Origin of the sequence: Nocardioides astragali (genome assembly GCF_024436375.1) — a bacterium.
Taxonomy (GTDB): Bacteria; Actinomycetota; Actinomycetes; order Propionibacteriales; family Nocardioidaceae; genus Nocardioides; species Nocardioides astragali.
Map to the genome: position 1 here is coordinate 454,532 of NZ_JAFMZM010000002.1, position 19,963 is coordinate 474,494.

The 19,963-nt window shown below is 69.6% G+C and carries 1 protein-coding gene; it reads right to left on the minus strand.

Annotated features, from left to right (window positions below; genetic code table 11):
- Positions 1 to 31 precede the first annotated feature (31 nt).
- Complete coding sequence (locus J3P44_RS24940) at positions 32 to 19,846, minus strand: right-handed parallel beta-helix repeat-containing protein (RefSeq protein WP_305122093.1); 19,815 nt, start codon at positions 19,844 to 19,846, stop codon at positions 32 to 34.
- Between the last annotated feature and the right edge of the window lie 117 nt (positions 19,847 to 19,963).

The following is a 19,963-nucleotide window of genomic DNA, read 5'->3' on the forward strand; positions in this document are numbered from 1 at the left end:
CGGTTGCCGTTCTCGGTCATGAGGACTCTCTTCACGACGCGGGCTTGAAGGTGAGGACGAGCTGCGGGATGTTGTCGCCCTTCTCGCGCGCGTGGAACTGCTGCTCGGCGTCCTGGTTCTCGCTGGCGTCCTTGATCAGGAAGCCGTGGTTGGAGCCGCTCGAGTACATCCCCTGGACGATCGTCGCGACCGCCCACTCGCGGTAGCCGGTGCCCGAGACCGTCGTCGCTGCGCTGCCCGTCGTCGCCGGCTGGTTCGCCCAGGTGGCCGCTCCCTCGGTCCACGCGCCGCCGAGCCCGAAGGCCTGGAGGGTGCGCTGGCTCCCCGACGCGGACGAGGCGTGCAGGCGCAGCTTGGCCGTGTCGAGCACACAACCCGTCGGGATTGCGGGGAGGTCGAACCGGACCAGGGCACGCAGGTTGGCGCCGTTCTTGGACATCAGCTTGAGGATCGAGTCGGAGCCCTTGTTGGACGACGGGCTGCTCTGGTCGATCCACGTGTCGGCCACCGACGTGCGGGTCAGCGCGGGCCCGCAGTTCACGGGGTCGCCGCCGGGCTGGACTGTCCAGAGCTGGCTCGCCGGCGTCTTGTCGACGTTGCCGGCCGCGTCGGTCGCACGCACCTGGAAGGAGTGTTGGGCCACGCTCAGGCCCGTGTAGTCCTTCGGCGAGGTGCACACGGTCCACGCCCCGGCGTCGAGCTTGCACTCGAACGTCGTCCCGGTCTCCGGCGACTGGAAGCCGAACCGCGCGCTGGTGCTGGTCGTCGAGGACGGCGGGCCGTTGGTGATGACCGTCTCCGGGTCCGTCTGGTCGATCGTCCAGGTGAAGACCGCAGGCTGCGGGTCGACCGCTCCGCCGCTGTCGACGGCGCGGACACGGAAGGTGTGGGAGCCGGCGGCGAGCTGCGTGTAGGTCCGGGGGCTCGCGCAAGCCGTCCACGGCGCTGTCTCCGCGACGTCGAGCTGGCACTGGAAGGTCAGGCTGCTGGCCGGCGTCGTGTCGTCGGTCCCGTTGAAGGTGAACGTCGCCGAGGTCGTCGGGTCCGCCGCCCGCGGGCTTCCGGTGATCGTCGTGTCCGGTACGCCGTTCGGCGGGGCACCGTTGCCGAACTTCAGCACCAGCTGCGGCCGGTCGGTGCTCGCCTCGCGGCTGTTGAACTGCTGCTCGGCGTCCTGGTTCTCACTGGCGTCTCGGACCAGGAAGCCGTTGTTCGAGCCGGTGTACATGCCTTGGACCATCCCGGCCACGTTCCACTCGCGGTAGCCGGTGCCCGAGGTCGTCGTCACCGCGCTTCCCGTGGTCGCGGGCTGGTTCGCCCACGTGACGCCGCCCTCGGTCCAGGACCCGCCGAGCCGGAGGACCTGCAGGGTGCGTCCGCCGGCGGCCGACTTCGCGTACATCCGCAGCGTCGCGGACTCGACCGAGCAGCCGGCCGGCATCGTCGGCAGGTTGAACCGGACGAGCGCACGCAGGTTGCCGCCGCTCTTGGACATCACCTTGAGGATCGAGTCCGAGCCCTTGTTCGAACCCGTACTGCCGGAGTCGACCCAGGAGTCGCCGTTGGCGGTCAGAGTCTGCTGGGTGCCGCAGTTGACGGTCTGGCTCTGGATCGTCCACGTGTACGTCGCTGGCGACAGATCGGTGTTGCCGGCGGCGTCCTTCGCGCGCACCGAGAAGGTGTGCGACCCGGTCGCCAGGCCCGTGTAGGCCTTCGGCGTGGTGCAGGCGGCGTACGAGCCGTTGTCGAGCCTGCACTCGAAGGTCAGGCTCCCGCTCGGCGTCCGGTTATCCGTGCCCGCGAACTCGAACGACGCGTTCGTCTGGGTCGTGGTTGCCGGCGGGTTGCTGCCGATCGTCGTTTCGGGCGCGGTCGTGTCGGGTGTCGGGGCCGGCTCCTGGATCTCCCAGGTGTGGCTCGCGGGCGAGCCGTCAGTGTTGCCGGCGGCGTCTGTCGCCCGGACCTGGAAGGTGTGCTGCCCGACCGTGAGACCCGGGTACGACTTCCCCGACGCGCAGGGCTCGAACGAGCCGGCGTCCAGCTTGCACTGGAAGGTCAGGCCGGCCGGCGTGGTGCCGTCGTCGCTGCCCGTGAACGTGAACGTCGCGTCGGTGTTGGTGGTAGTCGCGTTCGGGTGACCGGTGATCGAGGTCTCCGGCGCCTTCGTGTCCGCCACCGTGAAGGTGCGGGTGTCGGGCTGCCCGACGTTGCCGGCCTCGTCGACCGCGCGGACCGCGAAGGTGTGCTCACCGGGCGTCATCGCCGCCAGGTCGGCGTTCGAGTACGTCTTCGGGCTCGAGCACGAGGCGTACGCGTTGCCGTCGACGCGGCACTGGAACTCCAGGTCCGCGGCCGAGGTGTGGTCGTCGGTGCCGGTGAACTCGATGATCAGCGAGCCCGTCGTGACGCTCGTGATCTCCGCCTCCGGGTCCACGACATCCTCCACCGTCCAGGTGTGGCCCTCCGTCCGCGCGTTGCCCGCGGCGTCGGTCGCCCTCACGTCGAAGGTGTGCTGCGCTGCCGAGAGGCCGGAGTAGGACTTCGGCGAGCCGCAGGCGGCGTACGCCGCTCCGTCGAGGCGGCACTCGAACGTGATGGCTCCCGGCGCCGACCAGTTGTCGGTCGCGTTGAAGGTGAACTCCGCCGAGGTCGCCGAGGTCGTTGCCGCCGGCTTCCCGGTGAGGGAGATGGTGGGCGCCGTGAGGTCGGCGACGGTCCACGTGCGGCTCTTCGTGACACTGAGGTTCTCGCCCTCCGAGGTGTCGGTCGCCCGGACCTCGAAGGTGTGCTGGCCGCGGTCGAGGCCGGTGTACTGGAGGCCCGACTGGCAGGCGCCGAACGGGGCACCGTCGAGCGAGCACTCGAAGGTCACGGGCTCGTCCGCCGAGAACTCGAACCTGGCGGTCCGCTCGTCGACCGTGCCCGACGGGCCGCTGTCGATCGTGACGACCGGGGCGGTCAGGTCGGCGACCTCCCACTCGTACTGCGCGGGCAGGAAGCTGGCGTGGCCGTCCTTGATCGCCTGGACCTCGAACGTGTACTCGCCGAGCGCGAGGCTGCCGTAGGTCCTCGGCGACTCGCAGGCCTGCCACGAGGTGCCCGTCGACTCACCTGTCAGGCGGCACTCGAAGGTGCTGCCGGGCTGGTCGGAGGTGAACTCGAAGGTCGCCGACCGGGCCTCGTTCTCGATGTCCGGGGTGGCCGGCGCCTGGTCGGCCGGGCCGGACCCGATCGTGGCGACCGGTCGTGCGAGGACCGTCCAGGTGTAGGACGCAGGCGTCGCGTCAACGACGCCAGTGTCGGTGACGGCCCGGACCCGCAGCGTGTGCTCTCCGAAGAGCGCGTTGAAGCGGTACGGCGAGTCGCAGGAGCTCCAGGCGCCTCCGTCGAGCGAGCACTCGAACTGCGCCGGACGCTCGATCGTGTCGATGCTCGAGGCGAACTGGAACTGCACCTCGGCGCCGTCGCCGGTCGACTGGATCGCCGGCTCCGTCGGCGCCTGGATGATGGTCGTCTGCGGAGCCACCGCGGCCGAGGCCTCGGCGACGGCGAACGGCGACAGGCTGCTGACCACGCCGCAGAGCAGGGTTCCCTGCTGCTCCAGCGTCACGTCGAGCCACTGCCCGTCGAAGTGCAGGACGTGCGCGTCGACGAGCGCGTCGTACGGCAGGCAGACCGTGGCGTCGCCGACGAACGTCGCCGTGGTGGAGACGTCGTAGAACTTCGCGCCAGCGCCTGCGTAGCCGCTCGGGAGCGCCGGGGCCGCGTCCGCGGTGATGGTGGACACCGACGTCGTGCCCGCCGCGGTGACCTCGGCGAACGTGATGGTCGCGCCACCGGCGGAGACCTCGACGTTCGTGCCCACGGGGGTGTTGTCCGGGGCAGGCGCCTCGATCGTCCACGTGTACTGAGCGGGCATGCCGTCGACGTTCCCGGCGGTGTCGGTCGCCCGCACCGCGAAGGTGTGGTCACCGAGTGCCAGACCCGTCCAGGCGTCACCGCTGCTGCAGGGGGCGAACGGAGCGCCGTCGAGCGAGCACTCGAAGGTGAGCGCGCCCGGGGCGGTCCGGTTGTCGGTGCCGCTGAAGAGGAACGTCGCCGTCGTGTTCGTCGTCGGGTTCGCCGGGCCGAGGTCGACGGTTGTCTCCGGCGCACCCGTGTCGGGCGCGTCAATGGTCCATGTGTAGGACGCGGCCGGGCTCTCGGTCATCGGCTGACCGCCCAGCGGGGGCGTGGTGGCCTTGACCTCGAACACGTGCTCGCCGTTGGAGAGGTCGTACGCGAACGGAGACGTGCACGGCTCGAACGGGTCGACGTCCGGGTCGACGGCGTCGAGGCGGCACCGGTAGGTCGAGCCGGGCTGGTCGAAGAACGACAGCTCGCCCGTGGCGCTGGGGCTGACCTCACCTTCGAGGACCTCGGTACCGACCGGCGCCTCGTTGGTGATGGTGGTCAGCGGCGGCGCGATGACGTCCCAGGTGTAGCTCGCCGGCTCGGGGTCGGTGATGGCGGTCTGGTCGGTCGCGCGCACCTCGAAGGTGTGCTCCCCACCGGTCAGGTCGGGAACCGTGTGAGGCGACGAGCACCCGGCCCATGGCTCGACCCCGTCAAGCCGGCACTCGAAGGTGAGGTTCGCGGCGCTGGTGCCGTTGTCGGACCCGGTGAACCGGAACTCCACCTCGTTGCCGCTCGGGCTCGACGGCGTCGCGAGCAGCGTCGTCTCGGGCGCGGCGTCGTCGGTGATGACCCACTCGTGCAGCGCCGTGTTGAGGGTGACGCTCGGCAGCAGGTCCGCCCTCGTCGCCGTCACCTCAAGGGTGTGTGGGTTCTGCTCGCCGGCCGGGAGGTCGGCGTACTCGAGCGGCGAGGAGCAGGGGAGCTCCGGCCCGCCGTCGAGGACACAGAGGAAGGACGCGTCCGGGTCTGTCGAGCCGAACTCGATCGTCCCCGTGGTCGCGGTGCCGCCGGTCGAGGGCGGCGCGGTCGCCAGATTGATCGTCACGTCGGGCGCCACGTCGGTGCCGCTGACGAACTCGAACTCGGCGGGCGTGGTGTCGGGGGTCCCGTGCTCGCCGACTGCGAAGACCTGGAACAGGTGCTCGCCAGAGGGCACGCCGGAGTACGCCTCAGGCGACGTGCAGGGCTCGAAGATCGTGGAGTCGAGCGCGCACATGAAGCTCCCGCCAGTCCCGCTGAAGGAGAAGCTGAACGATGTCGCGGTCGTCTCGAAGTCCGGCCCGGCGATGTCTGGCGTGACCGACAGGAACGTCGTCTCGGGCTCGGCCTCGACAGTGAACTCGTGCGCGGGATGCGGAGCGGGCGTCTGGTCGTGGTTGCCCGCGATGTCGAGCGCGCGGACCTGGAAGGCGTACTCGCCACCCGCGAGGTCGGCGTACGCGATCTCGTGGAAGAACGAGTCGTCGGCCGCGGACTCACCGCAGCCCTCCCACACCACGGGGTCGCCCGCGGTGGTGTTGGTGATGGCGCACTCGAACTCGAGCTCGTAGGAGGAGCCGAGGTCGTCGACGCCGCGGAAGGTGAACCGCAGGCCGGGCTCGAGGAACTGCTCGGGTCCGATCTCCTCCGCGCCGAGGAAGTGGGTCTCGGGCGGCGTGACGTCCTGCACCGTCCAGGCGTACGTCGCGGGCGACATGTCCACGACCTGCTCACCGGCGGCGTTGCGGTACTGGTTCACTGCGCGGACCTCGAACTCGTGCTCCACCGGCTCTCCGCCCGGCCCGGGCAGGAACGGACCGGCCTGGTAACCCGACGAGCAGCCGACGTACGGCGAGCCGTTGACCGAGCACTGGAAGGTCGCGCCGGGCTGGTCGGAGTGGAACTCGAAGGTCGCGGTGTAGGAGCCGGTCGGGTCGGCCGGGCCGGAGTCGATGATCGTCTCGGGCTCGCCGGTGGTCGTCCAGACGAACGGGTCGGTGTCGTTGGGGCCGAAGCCGCGGTCCTTGCCCGCGGGGGTCGGGTCGGTGTTGGGGGTCAGGGCGGCGTCGATCGCGCGCACCCACAGCCAGTGCTGGCCGGAGCCGAGGCCCTCCAGCAGCCAGACGGTCTCGCACTCCTGCCACGTGGTCGGAGCGGCCGGCGGCGTGCCCGTCCCGTAGGAGCACTCGAACGTCTCGACCGGCTCGTCGCTGGCGAAGCCGAAGGTCACGTCGGGGCCGGAGTTCGCGGGCTCCGGGTGGACGACGATGAATGTGTCGGGCGGCGTCGTGTCCTCGTCGCCGATGATCATCCACTCGTAGAAGGCAGGGGAGATGTCGCGGTTGCCGTCGGGGTCGACCGCGCGCACGTGGAACACGTGGACGCCGCCACCGAGCGGGCCGGGGTAGGTGGCCTCGCCGGGCACGCCGCCCGGGCAGGGGCCGAACTCGCCCTGGTCGAGCGCGCACTCGAACTGGTTGACCGGCTCGTCGTTGAGCAGCTCGAAGCCCTCGAACGTGAAGGTCGCGCTCGTCTCGGTGGTCTCCTCCTCGGGTCCGGTGAGCACCTCGGTGTCCGGCCCGGACATGTCGATGACGGTCCAGGTCCGGGTGGCGCCGACCGGGTCGATGTTCCCTGCGGCGTCGATCGCCTGAACGACGAGGGTGTGCTCGCCCGGCGTGGTGACCTCGATCTCCTCGGGCGTCTCGCAGCCACCGATGGCCTCGCCGTCGAGCGTGCACTCGAAGTCGAGCTCGAGTGCCGGTGTGAAGTCGTCCGTGCCGGAGAACTCGAAGTTGCTGATGAAGTTCGGCGTCGACGAGCCCTCGGGCGGGCCGCTGGTGATGAGCGTCGTCGGCGGCGTCACGTCCGGCCCGAGGACCTCCCACTCGTAGAGGGCAGGGGTCAGGTCCACCCAGCCGAACTCGTTGATCGCCTGCACCATGAACTCGTGGCCGCCCTCCTCGAGCGGGCCGACCGTCACCGGCGACTCGCAGTAGAAGAACGGGTCACCGTCGAGCGAGCACTGGGCGATCGCGCCCGGCTGGTCGACCCAGAACTCGAACCTCGCCGAGCCGCTCGTGCTGGTCGGGAGACCCTCGGGGCCGAGCGGGCCCTCGGGCCCAGACAGGATGTACGCCTCCGGCGCCATGCCGGAAGAGGCGCGGGCCACCGCGAAGAGCGAGAAGCCTTCGACCTCGTTGCTGCACACGCGGCCCGGCGAGGAGAACGGGTTGTTCAGCGTTGTGACGTCGAGCCACTCGGTGCCGTCGAAGTGCAGCAGCCGCACGGACGGCGTGCCGCCGCCGAAGTCGCTGACGTCGTAGTCGATGCAGACCGTGACGGGGTCGGTGAACTCCGCCGTCGTCGAGACGTCGTACATCTGCGCGCTGCCGCCGCCGTAGCCCTCGGGCAGCGAGGGGCCGCCGCCGAGCCGGTCGGCCGTGGTCGTGCCGGCGGTCTGGACCGAGAAGTAGGTCACCTTCACCCTCCCGAGGTCGACCGCGACGTTGTCACCGACGGCCGTGTTCGGCGGGCCGGAGGGCGTGCCGATGGTCCACTCGTACGTGGCCGGGGTCGGGTCGATGTTGCCGGACGGGTCGGCGGCCACCGCACTGAAGGTGTAGTCCCCAGGAACGAGGTCGGTGAGCTCGGTGACGACACCCGGCTCGCAGTCCGTGGTGACGCCGTTGAGCGTGCACTCGATCGTGGCCGTCGGATCGTCCGAGTTGACCTGGAGGTATGCGCTGGTGCTCATCGTCGTCGCAGCGGGGCCGAACTCGATCGTCGTCTCGGGCGCGGTGAAGTCCTGGACCGTCCAGGTGTGCACGGCCGGGATCGGGTCGTGCTCGAACGGCAGGCCCTGCCAGTCGACGCCGGTGTAGAGCGTCTGCACCTGGAACGTGTGCTCACCGGGGAACAGGTTCGTGTAGGTCTTGGGCGACTCGCAGAGCCCGAACGGACGGTCGTCGAGCGAGCAGTAGAAGACCGCGCCCGGGTCGTGCGGTTCGCTGGTGAACTCGAACGACGCCGTGGTGCTCGTCCCGTTGGCCGGGGCCGAGGTGATCGTGGCTTCGGACGGGCTGATCCGGAACTCAGAGTCCTCCCACACTCCGATGTTGCCGAACTGGTCGACCGCGCGCACGGCGAACAGGTGGTCGCCGATCCCGAGGTCGGTGTAGCTCTGACCGGTCGGGTCGCACGGGGCGGGCTTCGACGTGTCACCTGGCAGGTGCGGGTTGAACTTGCCGTCGAGCCAGCAGTGGAACGTGACGGGGCTGACGTCCGAGGAGAAGGTGAAGGTGACGGACCTGTCGGTCGTCTCCTCCTGCTCCACACCGGGCCCGGTGAGGATGGTCACCACGGGCGGCGGCGCCACGATCCAGGTGTACTCGGACGGCGTCGACTCGATGTTGCCGGCGGCGTCGACGGCCCGCAGGCGCAGCGTGTGCGAGCCGCGCGTGAGGTCGGAGAACTGCTCGGGCGAGGTGCACGAGTTCCAGGACGTCGTCGAGTCGAGCGCGCACTCGAAGGTGAGGCTCGCGGCGGGCGTCCGGTTGTCGGTGCCCTTGAAGGTGAACGTCGCGACAGTCTGCAGGGTGCCGTTCTCCGGCCCGTTGACGATCTGGGAGCTCGGCTCCGCGGTGTCGGCGCTGAGCTGGACGAGCCACTCGTAGACCGCCTCCTCGCTGACGATCCCCTGGGGGTTGGTGGCCCGGACCGTGAAGTCATGCGTGCCGTTCTCGACGACCCAGGCCGCGCCGGTCGCCGGGGTGGTCGTCCCACCGCAGGGCAGGAAGTCGGACCCGTCGACGGAGCACTCGTAGGTGGAGCCGGGCTGGTCGGTCTCGAAGGTGAACACGGCGTTCTCGGTTCCGCTCGTGCCGTCCGGCTCACCGGAGATCGGGTCGAGACGGCCGTCCGGTCCGCTGAGGAACGTCACGACGGGCGCGGCCGAGACCGTGACGGTGCGCGTGGCGGCCGGGCCGATATTGCCGGCGAGGTCGGTCGTCCGCACGGCGACGGTGTAGGCACCGGGCTCGAGGCCGCTGATGTCGTAGCCGCCGCCGACCGGCGACTCGCACGATGCCCACTCCGCCGAGCCGATACCGGCCGCGGTGAGGAAGGCAGCGCACTCGAACTCCAGGCGCAGCTGGGGCGTCGCGTTGTCGTGGCCGGAGAAAGTGTAGAGCTCGGGCTCCTGGCCCACGGTGGCGCCGCCGGCGGGACCGCCGGTGATGCTGACCAACGGGGCGCGGGTGTCCGCCACCGGGGTCCAGGTGTACGAGGCCGGGGTCGGGTCAGCGTTGCCCTCGAAGTTGGGCTGCGTCGGGTCCGGGAACTCGGGCTCGGACATGTCCACCGCGCGCACGTGGAACGTGTGCTGGGTGAGCAGCATCTGGGGATCGGCGTACGAGTAGACGTCGAGCAGGTTGAACGGGGTCGTGCACTCGACCCACTCGTTGTCGTTGGGGAGCGCCGTGCCGTCGGTGACCTGGCACTCGAAGGTGAGCAGGTACTCCGGCGTCAGGTCGTCGGTGCCGCTGAACTCGAAGACCGTCGAGCTCAGGTCGGCCGCGACCGGGGCGCGCTCGATGGTCGTGTTGGGCGGCACGGTGTCGACGGCGTCGACGACCTCCCACTCATAGATCGCAGGCTCCAGCTCGGCCGCAGAGCCGAACAGCTCGGACTCGCCGTAGACCTCGAGCACGTGATCGCCCGGCAGCAGCGCGTCCGGGTACGCCGTGTCGCCGGCGAATGCGGGGCCGACGCGGAACGGAGACTCGCACGGGAAGTAGTCGCCCGGGTCGAGGCTGTCGAAGCGGCACCAGAACTGGACGTCGCCGACGTTGGCCTCGAAGGTGATCTCGGCGGAGGTGCTTGCGGTCGGACCGCCGGTCGCGGGGTCGCCCTGCGGGCCGCCGGACGCCGGCGTGAAGCCGGGTCCGTCGGTGATGACCACGTTGACGCCCATGAGCTCCCACGTGAAGGTGGTCGGCGCGCCGACGTTGCCCTCGAAGTCGATGGCGCGCACGGAGAAGGTGTGCGGGCCGACCTCGTTCTCGGCGAGCGCCCACTCGAAGGCGCCCTGGTTCATGAAGGTGGCCGCCTCGAATCCACACGGCTCGTAACCGTTGGCGTCGACCTTGCACTGGAAGGTGACGTCGGGCTCGTTCGCGTGGAAGGTGAAGATCGCGTCGAGGAGCCAGGTCTGGACACCGGGCGTGCCGGGCTCGATGTCGTCCGGCACGACGTCGAGGGTCACCTGGGGCGCCACGCCGGTCGGCAGCGGCACGTAGCTCCACGTGAAGCTGGCGGGTGTCGGGTCCGCCAGGCCCTGGCCCAGCATGTCGATGGCGCGGATGTCCAGCGTGTGCTCGCCGGGGCTCAGGTTCAGGTACTCGGCCGGGTACTCGCAGTCCTCCCAAGCGAGCGCGTTGGTCGAGTCGAGTCGGCACTCGAACACGAGGTCGGTGATCGGGCTGAACTCGTCGGCGCCCATGTAGGTGAAGCTCGCGTTCCGGCTGCCGCTCTGGATCCCGGGCGTTCCGATGTCCCAGTCCGCCGGGCCGGAGACGATCCAGGTGTCCGGCGCGCCGGGAACGGTGCCGATCTCGCAGACGACGCCGAAGCACTGGTCGGGCTCCATGTTGCCGGCGGCGAAGTTGCCGCCCCCGTCGACCGCGCCGACGGAGTAGATGCCCCAGCCGCCGTTCAGCTGGGCGACATTGCTCTTGACCGTGTGCCCGGCGCCCTCGACGTAGATGCCGTCGCCACCGTTGGCGTCCGTGGTGTTGTTCTCGACCAGCGTGCCCCGGTTGAGGACGGACGACTCCGTGATCTCGATCCCGTCGCCGCCGTTGCCGCTCGCGGTGTTGTCCCGGACGACGGAGTCGAGCGAGAACTCGCCGATCTCGATGCCGGAGCCGAGCGTCCCGCTGGCGTTGTTCGCCTCGACGATGGTTCCGGTGGCCTCACCGACGACGATGCCGCCCGCGCTGCCGCTGAAGTCGTTCCCCTTGACGATCGTGTCGGTGGCCAGCTCGACGGAGACGCCGGGACCGGTGGTGCCGATCGCGTCGTTGTTGAGGATCGTGTTGCCGTCGCCCGCGACGAGGACGCCGCCCTGGCCGCCGCGGATCGTGTTCCGCTGGATGAGGTTGTCGTTGGAGGCCAGCAGGTCGTCGCCGGCCATGATCCCGATGCCGCCGTTGTCCTTGAGGACGTTGTCGGTGACGGTGTTGCTGCCGCCGCCGAGCAGGGACACACCACTGGCGCCGCTTTGACCGATCTGGTTGCCCTCGATCAGGTTCTCGCTGGCGAACTCGAGGACGATCGCGCCCTCGCCGAGGTTCGCGGCGAGCGTGTTGTCCCGGATCACGGCGTGCCGCGTGCCGGTGTAGAGAGCGATGCCGATCTCGTTGGCGACGATCGAGTTGTCGCGGATCGTGTTGCCGTCGGTGCCCTGGTCGGCGTCGGACAGCGCGACCCCGGCCTCGTCGTTCCCCTCGACCCGCAGGCGGTGCACGGAGTTGCGCGCGGTGCCGGGGTTGAGCTGGACGCCGTTGAGGAACTGGGTGACGAGACCATTGGTGATCGTGACGTCGTCGTGGCCGTTGTTGAGGATGCCGGCGTCGAGGCCGAGGCCGTCGACCACGTGGCCGTCGAGGTCGATGGTGATGCCGGGCGCGCCGACGATCAGGCCGTGGCCGCCGCAGTCGACCAGGTCGTTGAGCAGTCGGGTGCTTCGCGTCAGGATCTGGCCGCACGAGACGCTTTCGGCGACGGGTGGCGCACCGACCGTCCAGGCGTACATCTTGGTGTCGAAGTTGCTGGCGGCGTCGGTGGCCCGCACCCAGAACTCGTGGTCACCCGTGGCCAGGCCCGTGTACGTCTTCGGCGAGGCGCACGCGGGCGCGGTTGCCCACAGGCCGGTGAGGTCCGCGCCGGCGTCGACGCGCAGGCATCGGAAGGTCACACCGGTGTCGCGGTTCGCCGAGAACTCGAACGTCGCGCTGGTGTCGACGGTGACCTTGTCCGGGGTCGAGTCGATCGAAGCCTTGAAGTCGCCGAGCACGACCGCCCACGTGTAGGTCGCCGGGGTCGGGTCGGTGTTGCCCGAGAAGTCGACCGCCCTGACCTCGAACGTGTAGGTGTCGTTGGCGAGGTTGTTGTACCTGGCGGGGCTGGTGCACGCCCGCCAGTCCGACTCGAGCGTGCTCTCGAACCGGCACTCGAAGGTGACCGGGCTCGCGTTGTCGGCGCCGGTGAACCGGAACACTGCGACACTTTCCGAGCTCGGGTTGACCGGAGTCTCGAGGATGCTCGTGTTCGGCGAGATCTGGTCGCCGCCGCCCAGGCCGCCGGTGCAGGTGATGTTGTAGCACTGCTGGGGCTTGAGGTCGACGCCGAGCGGGCCGTCGTTGCCCTGGGCGACGTTGCCGCCGCCGTCGATGTTGGACTTGCCACCGGACGGGTCGCCGACGTTGATGCCCCAGCTGCCGTTGTCGAAGGCGACGTTGTCCTTGAAGATGTGGCTCGGCTTCGAAGCCTGGATGCCCATGCCCTTGTTGCCGTTGGTCGTGTTGCCCTGCACCAGGGTGCCCTGGCCCGCCGGGGTCTCGTCGCCGATGTAGATGCCGCCGCCGACGTTGTCGCTCGAGACGTTGTTGAGCAGGGTGTTCGAGAACGACTGCGACTGGAGATCGATGCCCGTTCCCTCGGAGTCGCTGGCGTCGTTTCCCTCGATCAGGTTGCCGCTCGAGTTCTTCAGCGAGATGCCGGCCTTGTTTCCGCCGACCTCGTTGCCCCGGATGACGTTGTAGTTGCCGTGGAAGAGGTCGATCGCGGCGGAGCTCACCAGCGTCGCGGTGTTGTCGATGAGCTGGTTCCCACTCGAGGTGTCGATCTCCAGGGCCGGCCCGGCGCTGTCGGACACGGTGTTGCCCTCAACCCGGTTCCCCGTCGACTCGATGCCGACCGTCGGCCCCTGCGTGGTGGCGCCGACCAGGACCCCGACGCTGACGTCCACGAGTGAGTTTTCCCTGACGGTGTTGTCGACGGCGCCTTCGAGGAGCACGCCGGCACCGCTCGAGGCCTGGATGCTGTTGCCTTCGACCAGGTTCTGGTTGGCACGCTCGATCCAGACGGAGTCGTCGCTCGAGTTGCCGATCAGGTTGCCGTGGACGAGGTTGTCCTTCGCGCCGTTCAGCAGCCAGACGCCGCGCTTGTTGGACACCAGGGTGTTGGAGCGGAGGATGTTGCCGTCGACTCCGGACTGGAAGCCCGGCACCGGCTCGCTCGGCGCCAGGGCGGGGTCCTCGGGGAAGGTCCCGTGGCCGAGGGCGATGGCCGCGTCCTGGGTCAGGTCCACAGTCACGCCCTCGACGATGTTCAGCTTGGCGCCGTTGTTCAGCATCACGCCGTAGTCGTAGTCGGTGAGACGGCCGTTCTTGATCGTCACCGAGTCGAAGCCGTTGTTGAGGATCGCGGCGCCGAGCGCCTTGCCGTCGATCGTCTTGCCGTTGAGGTCGATGGTGATCTTGTCGGCTCCGACGATGAGCCCGTGGCCGAGGCAGTCACCGAGGTTGTTGTTGACGATGATGCTCTGGGTGATCTTCTGACCGCAGAAGACGGTCTTCGTCACCGGGGTCGCGCCGACGGTCCATTCGAAGGCGGCTGGGACCCCGTCGCTCGGGTCGAGGGCGTCCGGCGCTGTCGGGTCGTCGACATCCCCGTTCACGTCATCGACGTTCCCGGCCAGGTCGACGGCGCGGACCTGCAGCACGTGGTGGGCAGGCGCGATCCCGTTGACGGTGTACGGCGAGGTGCAGGTGGTCCAGGCGGGCTGGCCGCCGCTCATCGCGCCGTCGAGACGGCACTGGAACCCGAGCTCCTCGGCGGGCGTCTGGTTGTCCGTGCCGTTGAAGGTGAACGTCGCGCGCGTCTGCACAGTCGTCGGGTCGGGGCCGGAGAGGAGCTTCGTCTCTGGCGGCGTCGTGTCCGGCGGCGGCGGGTAGACCCACCAGGTGTGCGAGGCCGGCGTGACGTCCCGGTTGCCTCCGAGGTCGATGGACCGCACCTCGAAGATGTGGCCGCCGTACCTGAGGTCGCTGTACTGCTCGGGTGAGACGCACGGCTCGAACGGGAGCACCTGTTCCGAGGGGATGTCGGCCTGGGTCAGGTGGTCGTTGAACTCGTCGTAGTGGACACGGCACTCGAACGTGAGGTTGTAGCCCGCGGTCCGGTTGTCGATGCCGTTGAACTTGAGGGTGGCCGCGCGGTTGGTCGTGTCGAAGCGTGTGCCGGCGACGTCGGTGACCAGCTCACCGGGCGCGGCGGTGATGCGGGTGTCGGGAGCGACGCCCGCGACGGTGCAGTCGACGCCGAGGGTCTCGCCGGGGCCGCACTCCTCGGTGCCGTCCTCTTCGACGCCGGCCTCGATCCGCCACGTGTACTCGGCGGGGGTGAGGTCGAAGTTGCCGGCCTGGTCGACCGCGCGCACCTCGAAGTGGTGGTCCACAGCTGGCTCGAGGCTCAGGAAGGTCTTCGGGCTCGAGCACTCGGCCCAGAACTCGCCCTCCGGGGGCTCGGGCACCTCGGGCGGTTCGGTCGGGTCGGGAGGTTCGAGCTCGGGCTCCTCCGGCGGCAGCGGCGGGTCTGGCGGCGCGTCGAGGCGGCACTCGAACCTCATCGCGGTCAGCGGGTCGCCGTTCGTGCCGTCGTTGGCGGTGAACTCGAAGACCGCGGTCTCGTTCCCGGTCACGGCGGGAGGCACCGAGGTGAGCGTCGTCTCCGGCGCGGCAAGGTCGACCGGCGCCATCGGGGTCGGGTCTCCCGTTGCGCAGACGACGCCCAGGCACTGGACGGCGTCGGGGAGGCCTGGGGTGACGCCGTCGGAGTGGTTGCCGGCCGCGGTGTTGCCACCGCCGTCGATGTTCCGGTTGGGGTCGAGAGGCTCGCCCTGGACCGGCTCCTCGCCGGCGTCGATGCCGTAGTTGCTGTTGTTGCTGGCCGTGTTGTTGCGAATGGTGTGCTTGGCGACGGTGACGGCGATGCCGCTCTCGGCGTTCTCGTTGGCGGTGTTTCCCTCGACGAGCGCGCCGCCGACCGCGTTGCCGAGCGTGTCGAAGGCACTGGCGTCGACGGAGATGCCGGCGCCACCGGTCCGGTTCGCGACGTTGTTGCGGATCACCATGTTGACGCCGTCGCCGAGTGCGATACCCGTCTGGAGCGAGTTGGAGACGTCGTTGTTCTCCACCACGAGGTTGTTCGTGCCGCCCGCGTCGACGCCGGACGGGTTGTAGCGCAGGTCGCTGTTCTTGACGACGCTGTTGCTCGAGTTGGACAGCACGACGCCGCCGTCGGACTGCTGGTGCGCCAGCACGCCGTCGACCTCGATCCGGTCGGAGTCCGACACGATGACGCCCGCGTCGCCGTTCCGGACCAGGACGCCGCCGCGGACGGTGTTGCCGTGGGAGCCCTGGTGGATGACGACGCCGGCGTCGCCGGTGTCGCTGATGTCGTTGTTCTCGACGACGTTCTGCCGCGACCCGTTCTCGAGCACGATGCCGGCATCCGAATCGAGGGCAGGGTCGAGGATGATGCCGCTGATCGTGTTGTTGCGGATGACGTTGCGGTGGCTGTCGAACAGGTGGATCGACATGCCGTTGGAGATGAAGTAGTTGTCCTCGATGAGGCTGCCCTCGGTCCCGCTCATGAGCTGGAGACCGGTCTCGCCGTTCGAGTCGAAGACGCTGTCGCGGACCGTGCTTCCCAGCCGGCCGTTGTCCGCGTCGAAGAGCTGCACGCCGGTGAGGGCGTTGCGGGTGAGGGTCATGTGGTGCACGTCGCTGTTGACGGAGCCCGGGCCGAGCAGGACGCCGTAGCCGTAATTGGTGACGGTGCCGTTGCGGATCTCGACGTTCGGGTAGCCGTTGCGGATGCCCGGGGTCAGGTTGTCCTCCTCGCCCGGTTCGAGCAGGAGCCCGCTCGCGACCGTGTGCCCGTTGAGGTCGAGGACGATGTTCGGCGCCCCGATGGCGATGCCCTCGCCGAGGCAGCCGGTGACGTCGGCCGCGAGCTTGGTGCTCTCGGTGATGACCTGCCCGCAGGTCACGACCTCCGCAGCCCCCGGCTCCTCCCGCTCCGGCGGGGGCGGCGTGGCGGCCGCCTCGAAGCGCAGCTCCAGCTCGGGCAGGGTGATCTCCGGCGGATCCTGCGGCTGCTCCCGGGAGACGAAGCTCTGGTCGCCACCCTCGGGATCGCTCTCCTGCTGGTCCTTGACGGCCCAGCCGAAGTTCGGCATCTCACCGGCGAAGATCGCCTCGACGTGCGCCTCGACGTCGAACTCGCGGTAGCCCTCCCCGGATCCGGTCGGGGCGCCGACGGCGCCCGCGACCTGATCGGGCTGGCTGACCCAATTGAGGGTGCTCTCCTTCCACGTCTCGGCGAGCGGGACGGCCAGAAGGGTCCGGCCCTCGGTGTGGCCGCCGGAGTAGAGGCGCAGGGTGGCCGAGACCAGCTCACAGTCGGGCGCGTCGGACTGCAGGGGGAACCGGAAGAAGGCGCGCGCGTTCCGGTGCTCCGTCGGTCCGGTGGCAGGGATCGTCGCGTCTGAGCGGACCTCGAGCTCCGTCATCGTCCAGTAGTTCTCGAGCGGGTTGACCTGGTCCGCCCAGCCGTCGGCGTTCGGGGTCAGAGTGATGTTCGCCTCGTCACAGCTGATCGGCGTCGCACCCGGGTCGTCGGGATCGGGCCCGACGCGCCAGGTGTACCGCGCGGGGGTCGGGTCAGGCCCCGCGGCCTCACCCGCGATCGCCCGGACCTCGAAGGTATGGAGGCCGGTGGCCAGGTCGCTGAACATGGTCGGGTTGAAACACTCGAGCCACATGTCCGGGTCGCGGCTGTCGAGCCGGCACTCGTACTCGGCGAACTGCGAGGGCGTGAAGTCGCTGACGGCCCTGAAGCTGAACAGCGCCGAGCGGCTGTTCGTGGTCGGCGTGCTGGCCGGGGCGGGTGGGACTGTCGTGCCGGGCGTGAGGCCCGGAGCCTCGACGATGAGGGTCTCCGGCGGGGTCATCCCCACACCGCTGATCAACTGGCTCACCGGCGTCGGGTCGGTGTTGTCGGCGCGGTCGATGGCGCGCACCTCGAACCTGAACAGGCCTTCCTCGGGAAGCGGGACCGACCAGGGGCTGGCGCAGCCGTTCCACATCTCTTCGGGAGGGATCGGATCCCAGGGCGCGACCGGCTCCGGCTCCTCGACCAGGTCGATCTCCAGGAAGCGGCACTCGAAGTTGAGCTCGCCCGGCGCGGTCTGGTTGTCGGTGCCGCGGAACCGGAACGCCATCGTCTCGAGGCCGTCCTGGAAGGGGCCGTCCTCGGGGTAGTTGAACTCCGTCTCCGGGGGCTGGACGTCGTTGGCCGGCGGGTCGCCGACGTACTCGAAGGCGCCCGCGTCGCAGCGGCCGTTCTGCGGCCGCTCGATCCCGCGCTGGTCGACGACCGAGCACGGCGGCGCGCTCGAGTCGATCGCCAGGCTGCCGTACCGGAGCGCGTGCGTCAGCGTCGGGCCGCCGTTGTCGGCGATCGCCTCCAGCTGCGGGTCACCGCGCCGATCACGTACGCCGAGCTCGATCGGGCTCTCGGCGGTCTCCGCCGTCACCGCGAGGAAGCAGGTGTTCCGCGCTCCCGTCTCGAGGTTGCCGCCCTCCGAGCGGACGTACCAGTCGCAGCTGCCGCCCTGGAGGCTGCCGCCAAGGATCGAGTTCTTCACGATAACGGCCGAGTTCGCCGCCGGCGGGATGGGCGGGACGAAGTCGGACTCGACGACGCCGACCGCGCCGCCCGCGGGCGCCGAGTTGCGCCAGATGGTCATGTGCACGAGCCGGAGCTCTCCGTCGGCGTCGTGGAAGAGGCCGCCGCCGGCGCTCCCTGCCTTGTTCCCCGAGATCGTCGTGTTCTCGTAGAGCGAGTCGCCGTCGGCGAAGCTCATGATGCCGCCGCCCTTGCCGGCGTTCTCGTCCAGTTCGCCGTCCTCGGTGAAGCCGATGCGGGCGGTGTTGTTCAGGAAGAGCGACCCGCGCACGATGATGGCGTTGTCCGGGGCGTTCGCGAGCCCGCCGCCGATGACGCCGCTGTTCCCCCTGATCGTCGAGTCGACGAGCCGGAAGTGGCCGCTCGCCGTGTTGTAGATGCCGCCGCCCGCTCCCTTGGCCCGGTTGCCCGAGACCAGCACCCGCCGGAATGTGACCTCGGTGGCGCTGTTCTCCAGGCCGCCGCCGTCGTAGGCGCGGTTGTCCCTGATGGTGCTGTCGACGATGTCGACGTCTCCCATGTTGTTGAGGCTGAGGGCGCCGCCCTCCTCCGTCGCGCTGTTCTCGTCGAACGTCGAGCCCCGGACGGTCAGGGGGCCGCCATCCGTGTGCAGGGCGCCGCCGCCGGCGACGTCGTCGGTCATCAGGCCGTCCTCGAGGTGCGGCACGCCGGCGTGGTTGTTCGTGAACGTGGAGTCGACGACCGTCTGCTGGCGCTCGCTGTGTGTCCACACGCCGCCGCCCTCGCCCCATGACTCGTTCTCGGCCACCGTGACGCGGGTCAGCGTCATGTTCGACCGCCCCTCGCTGGAGATCGCCGCGCCGTGGTCGGACGAGTGGTTCTTCCTGAACGTCGTGTCGGTGACCGAGAGCTGCGCGTCGCCGTCGTTGAAGAGGCCACCCCCGTTCTCGGCGGTGTTCTCGAGCACCTGCGAGTCCTTGAGGGTGAACGTGCCGCGTAGTCCGTGCTGCGAGACGTGGCCTCCGCTGTATAGGCCGGCGCCGTTCGCGGCCTGGTTCTTGGAGATGGTGCTGCCCGAGACGGTGACCGTGCCGCCCTCGCTGTAGAGCCCGGCGCCTGAGGCCGAGGTGCGGTTCTGGGTGATCGTCGTGTTGGTGACCTCGACGATGCTGTCGCCCTCGCTGAGGATGCCGGCGCCGTTGCCCTCGGCCGCGTTCAGCGAGATGGTCGAGTCGGCGATCTTGAGCGTGCCGACCTTCCCCCACCGCGCCTGGTTGGCGATGGCGCTCGCCGCTAGCGGGTAGTCCGCCGGGTCGACCAGGACGAACTGCTCCGGGTCCAGCGGGTCCGGCTTGATCGGTCCCGGGTTCAGCGTGACCACGCTGCCCTGGGAGATGGTGATCGTGCCGCCCGAGACGTTGTTGATCGCGGCGCCGGTGCCGCCGCTCGAGCCGTTGCCCGTGAACGTCGAGCGAGTGATCTCGACGCGGCCGTGGGGGAGGAGCTCGAGGTTCGGCGGCTCGGTCGTCCACACGTAGTCGTTGAGGTCCGCGTGGTTGAGCCCGCCACCGGCCTTCTCCGCGTAGTTGTCCTTGACCGTCACGCCGTCCAGGGTCAGCTTGCCCATCGACCAGTTCTGGATCGCGCCGCCCTCCTCGGGGCTGAAGCCGTTTTGCAGCGTGAGGTTCCGGAACGTGACGTCACCGGCGCCGGGGTGTACCTCGAAGAGCCGGTCGAGCCCGCGCGCGATGAGCGGGGAGCTGGGCAGGGGAGTGCCGCCGTCGACGATGGCGTCGCCGAGATGACCCGGTGCCTTCTCGATGGTCACCGGGTCGAGGATCTCGAAATCGCCGACGTTGGCGGCGTTCTCGTTGATCGGCGCGATTCCGATCGCGTACGTGCCGGGGAGGACGTGGATGAGGTCGGCGCCGGGGTTCGCGTTGGCCTCCTGGATCGCAGCCCGCAGCGTGCAGCCCGTACCGGCAGCGCGACACACGCCGTCGCCGACGTTGGTGTCGACGGCGTCCATGGTGCTGTCGACGACCAGTGTGGCGCCGGCCGCGGCGGCCTGGGCGGGGAGGTCGAGCGCGGCAACGGCTCCGGACCCGATGGTCAGGGCCAGCATCGACATCAGGACGTGGCGAAGGCCGCGGCGAGGGCCGCGATGGTGCTGGGGGGGCGTTCGAAGCCGCCCGCGCCCGTGCCGAGACCCGTTTGGTGCCGACGTCACACCCTGCCGAGATGAACT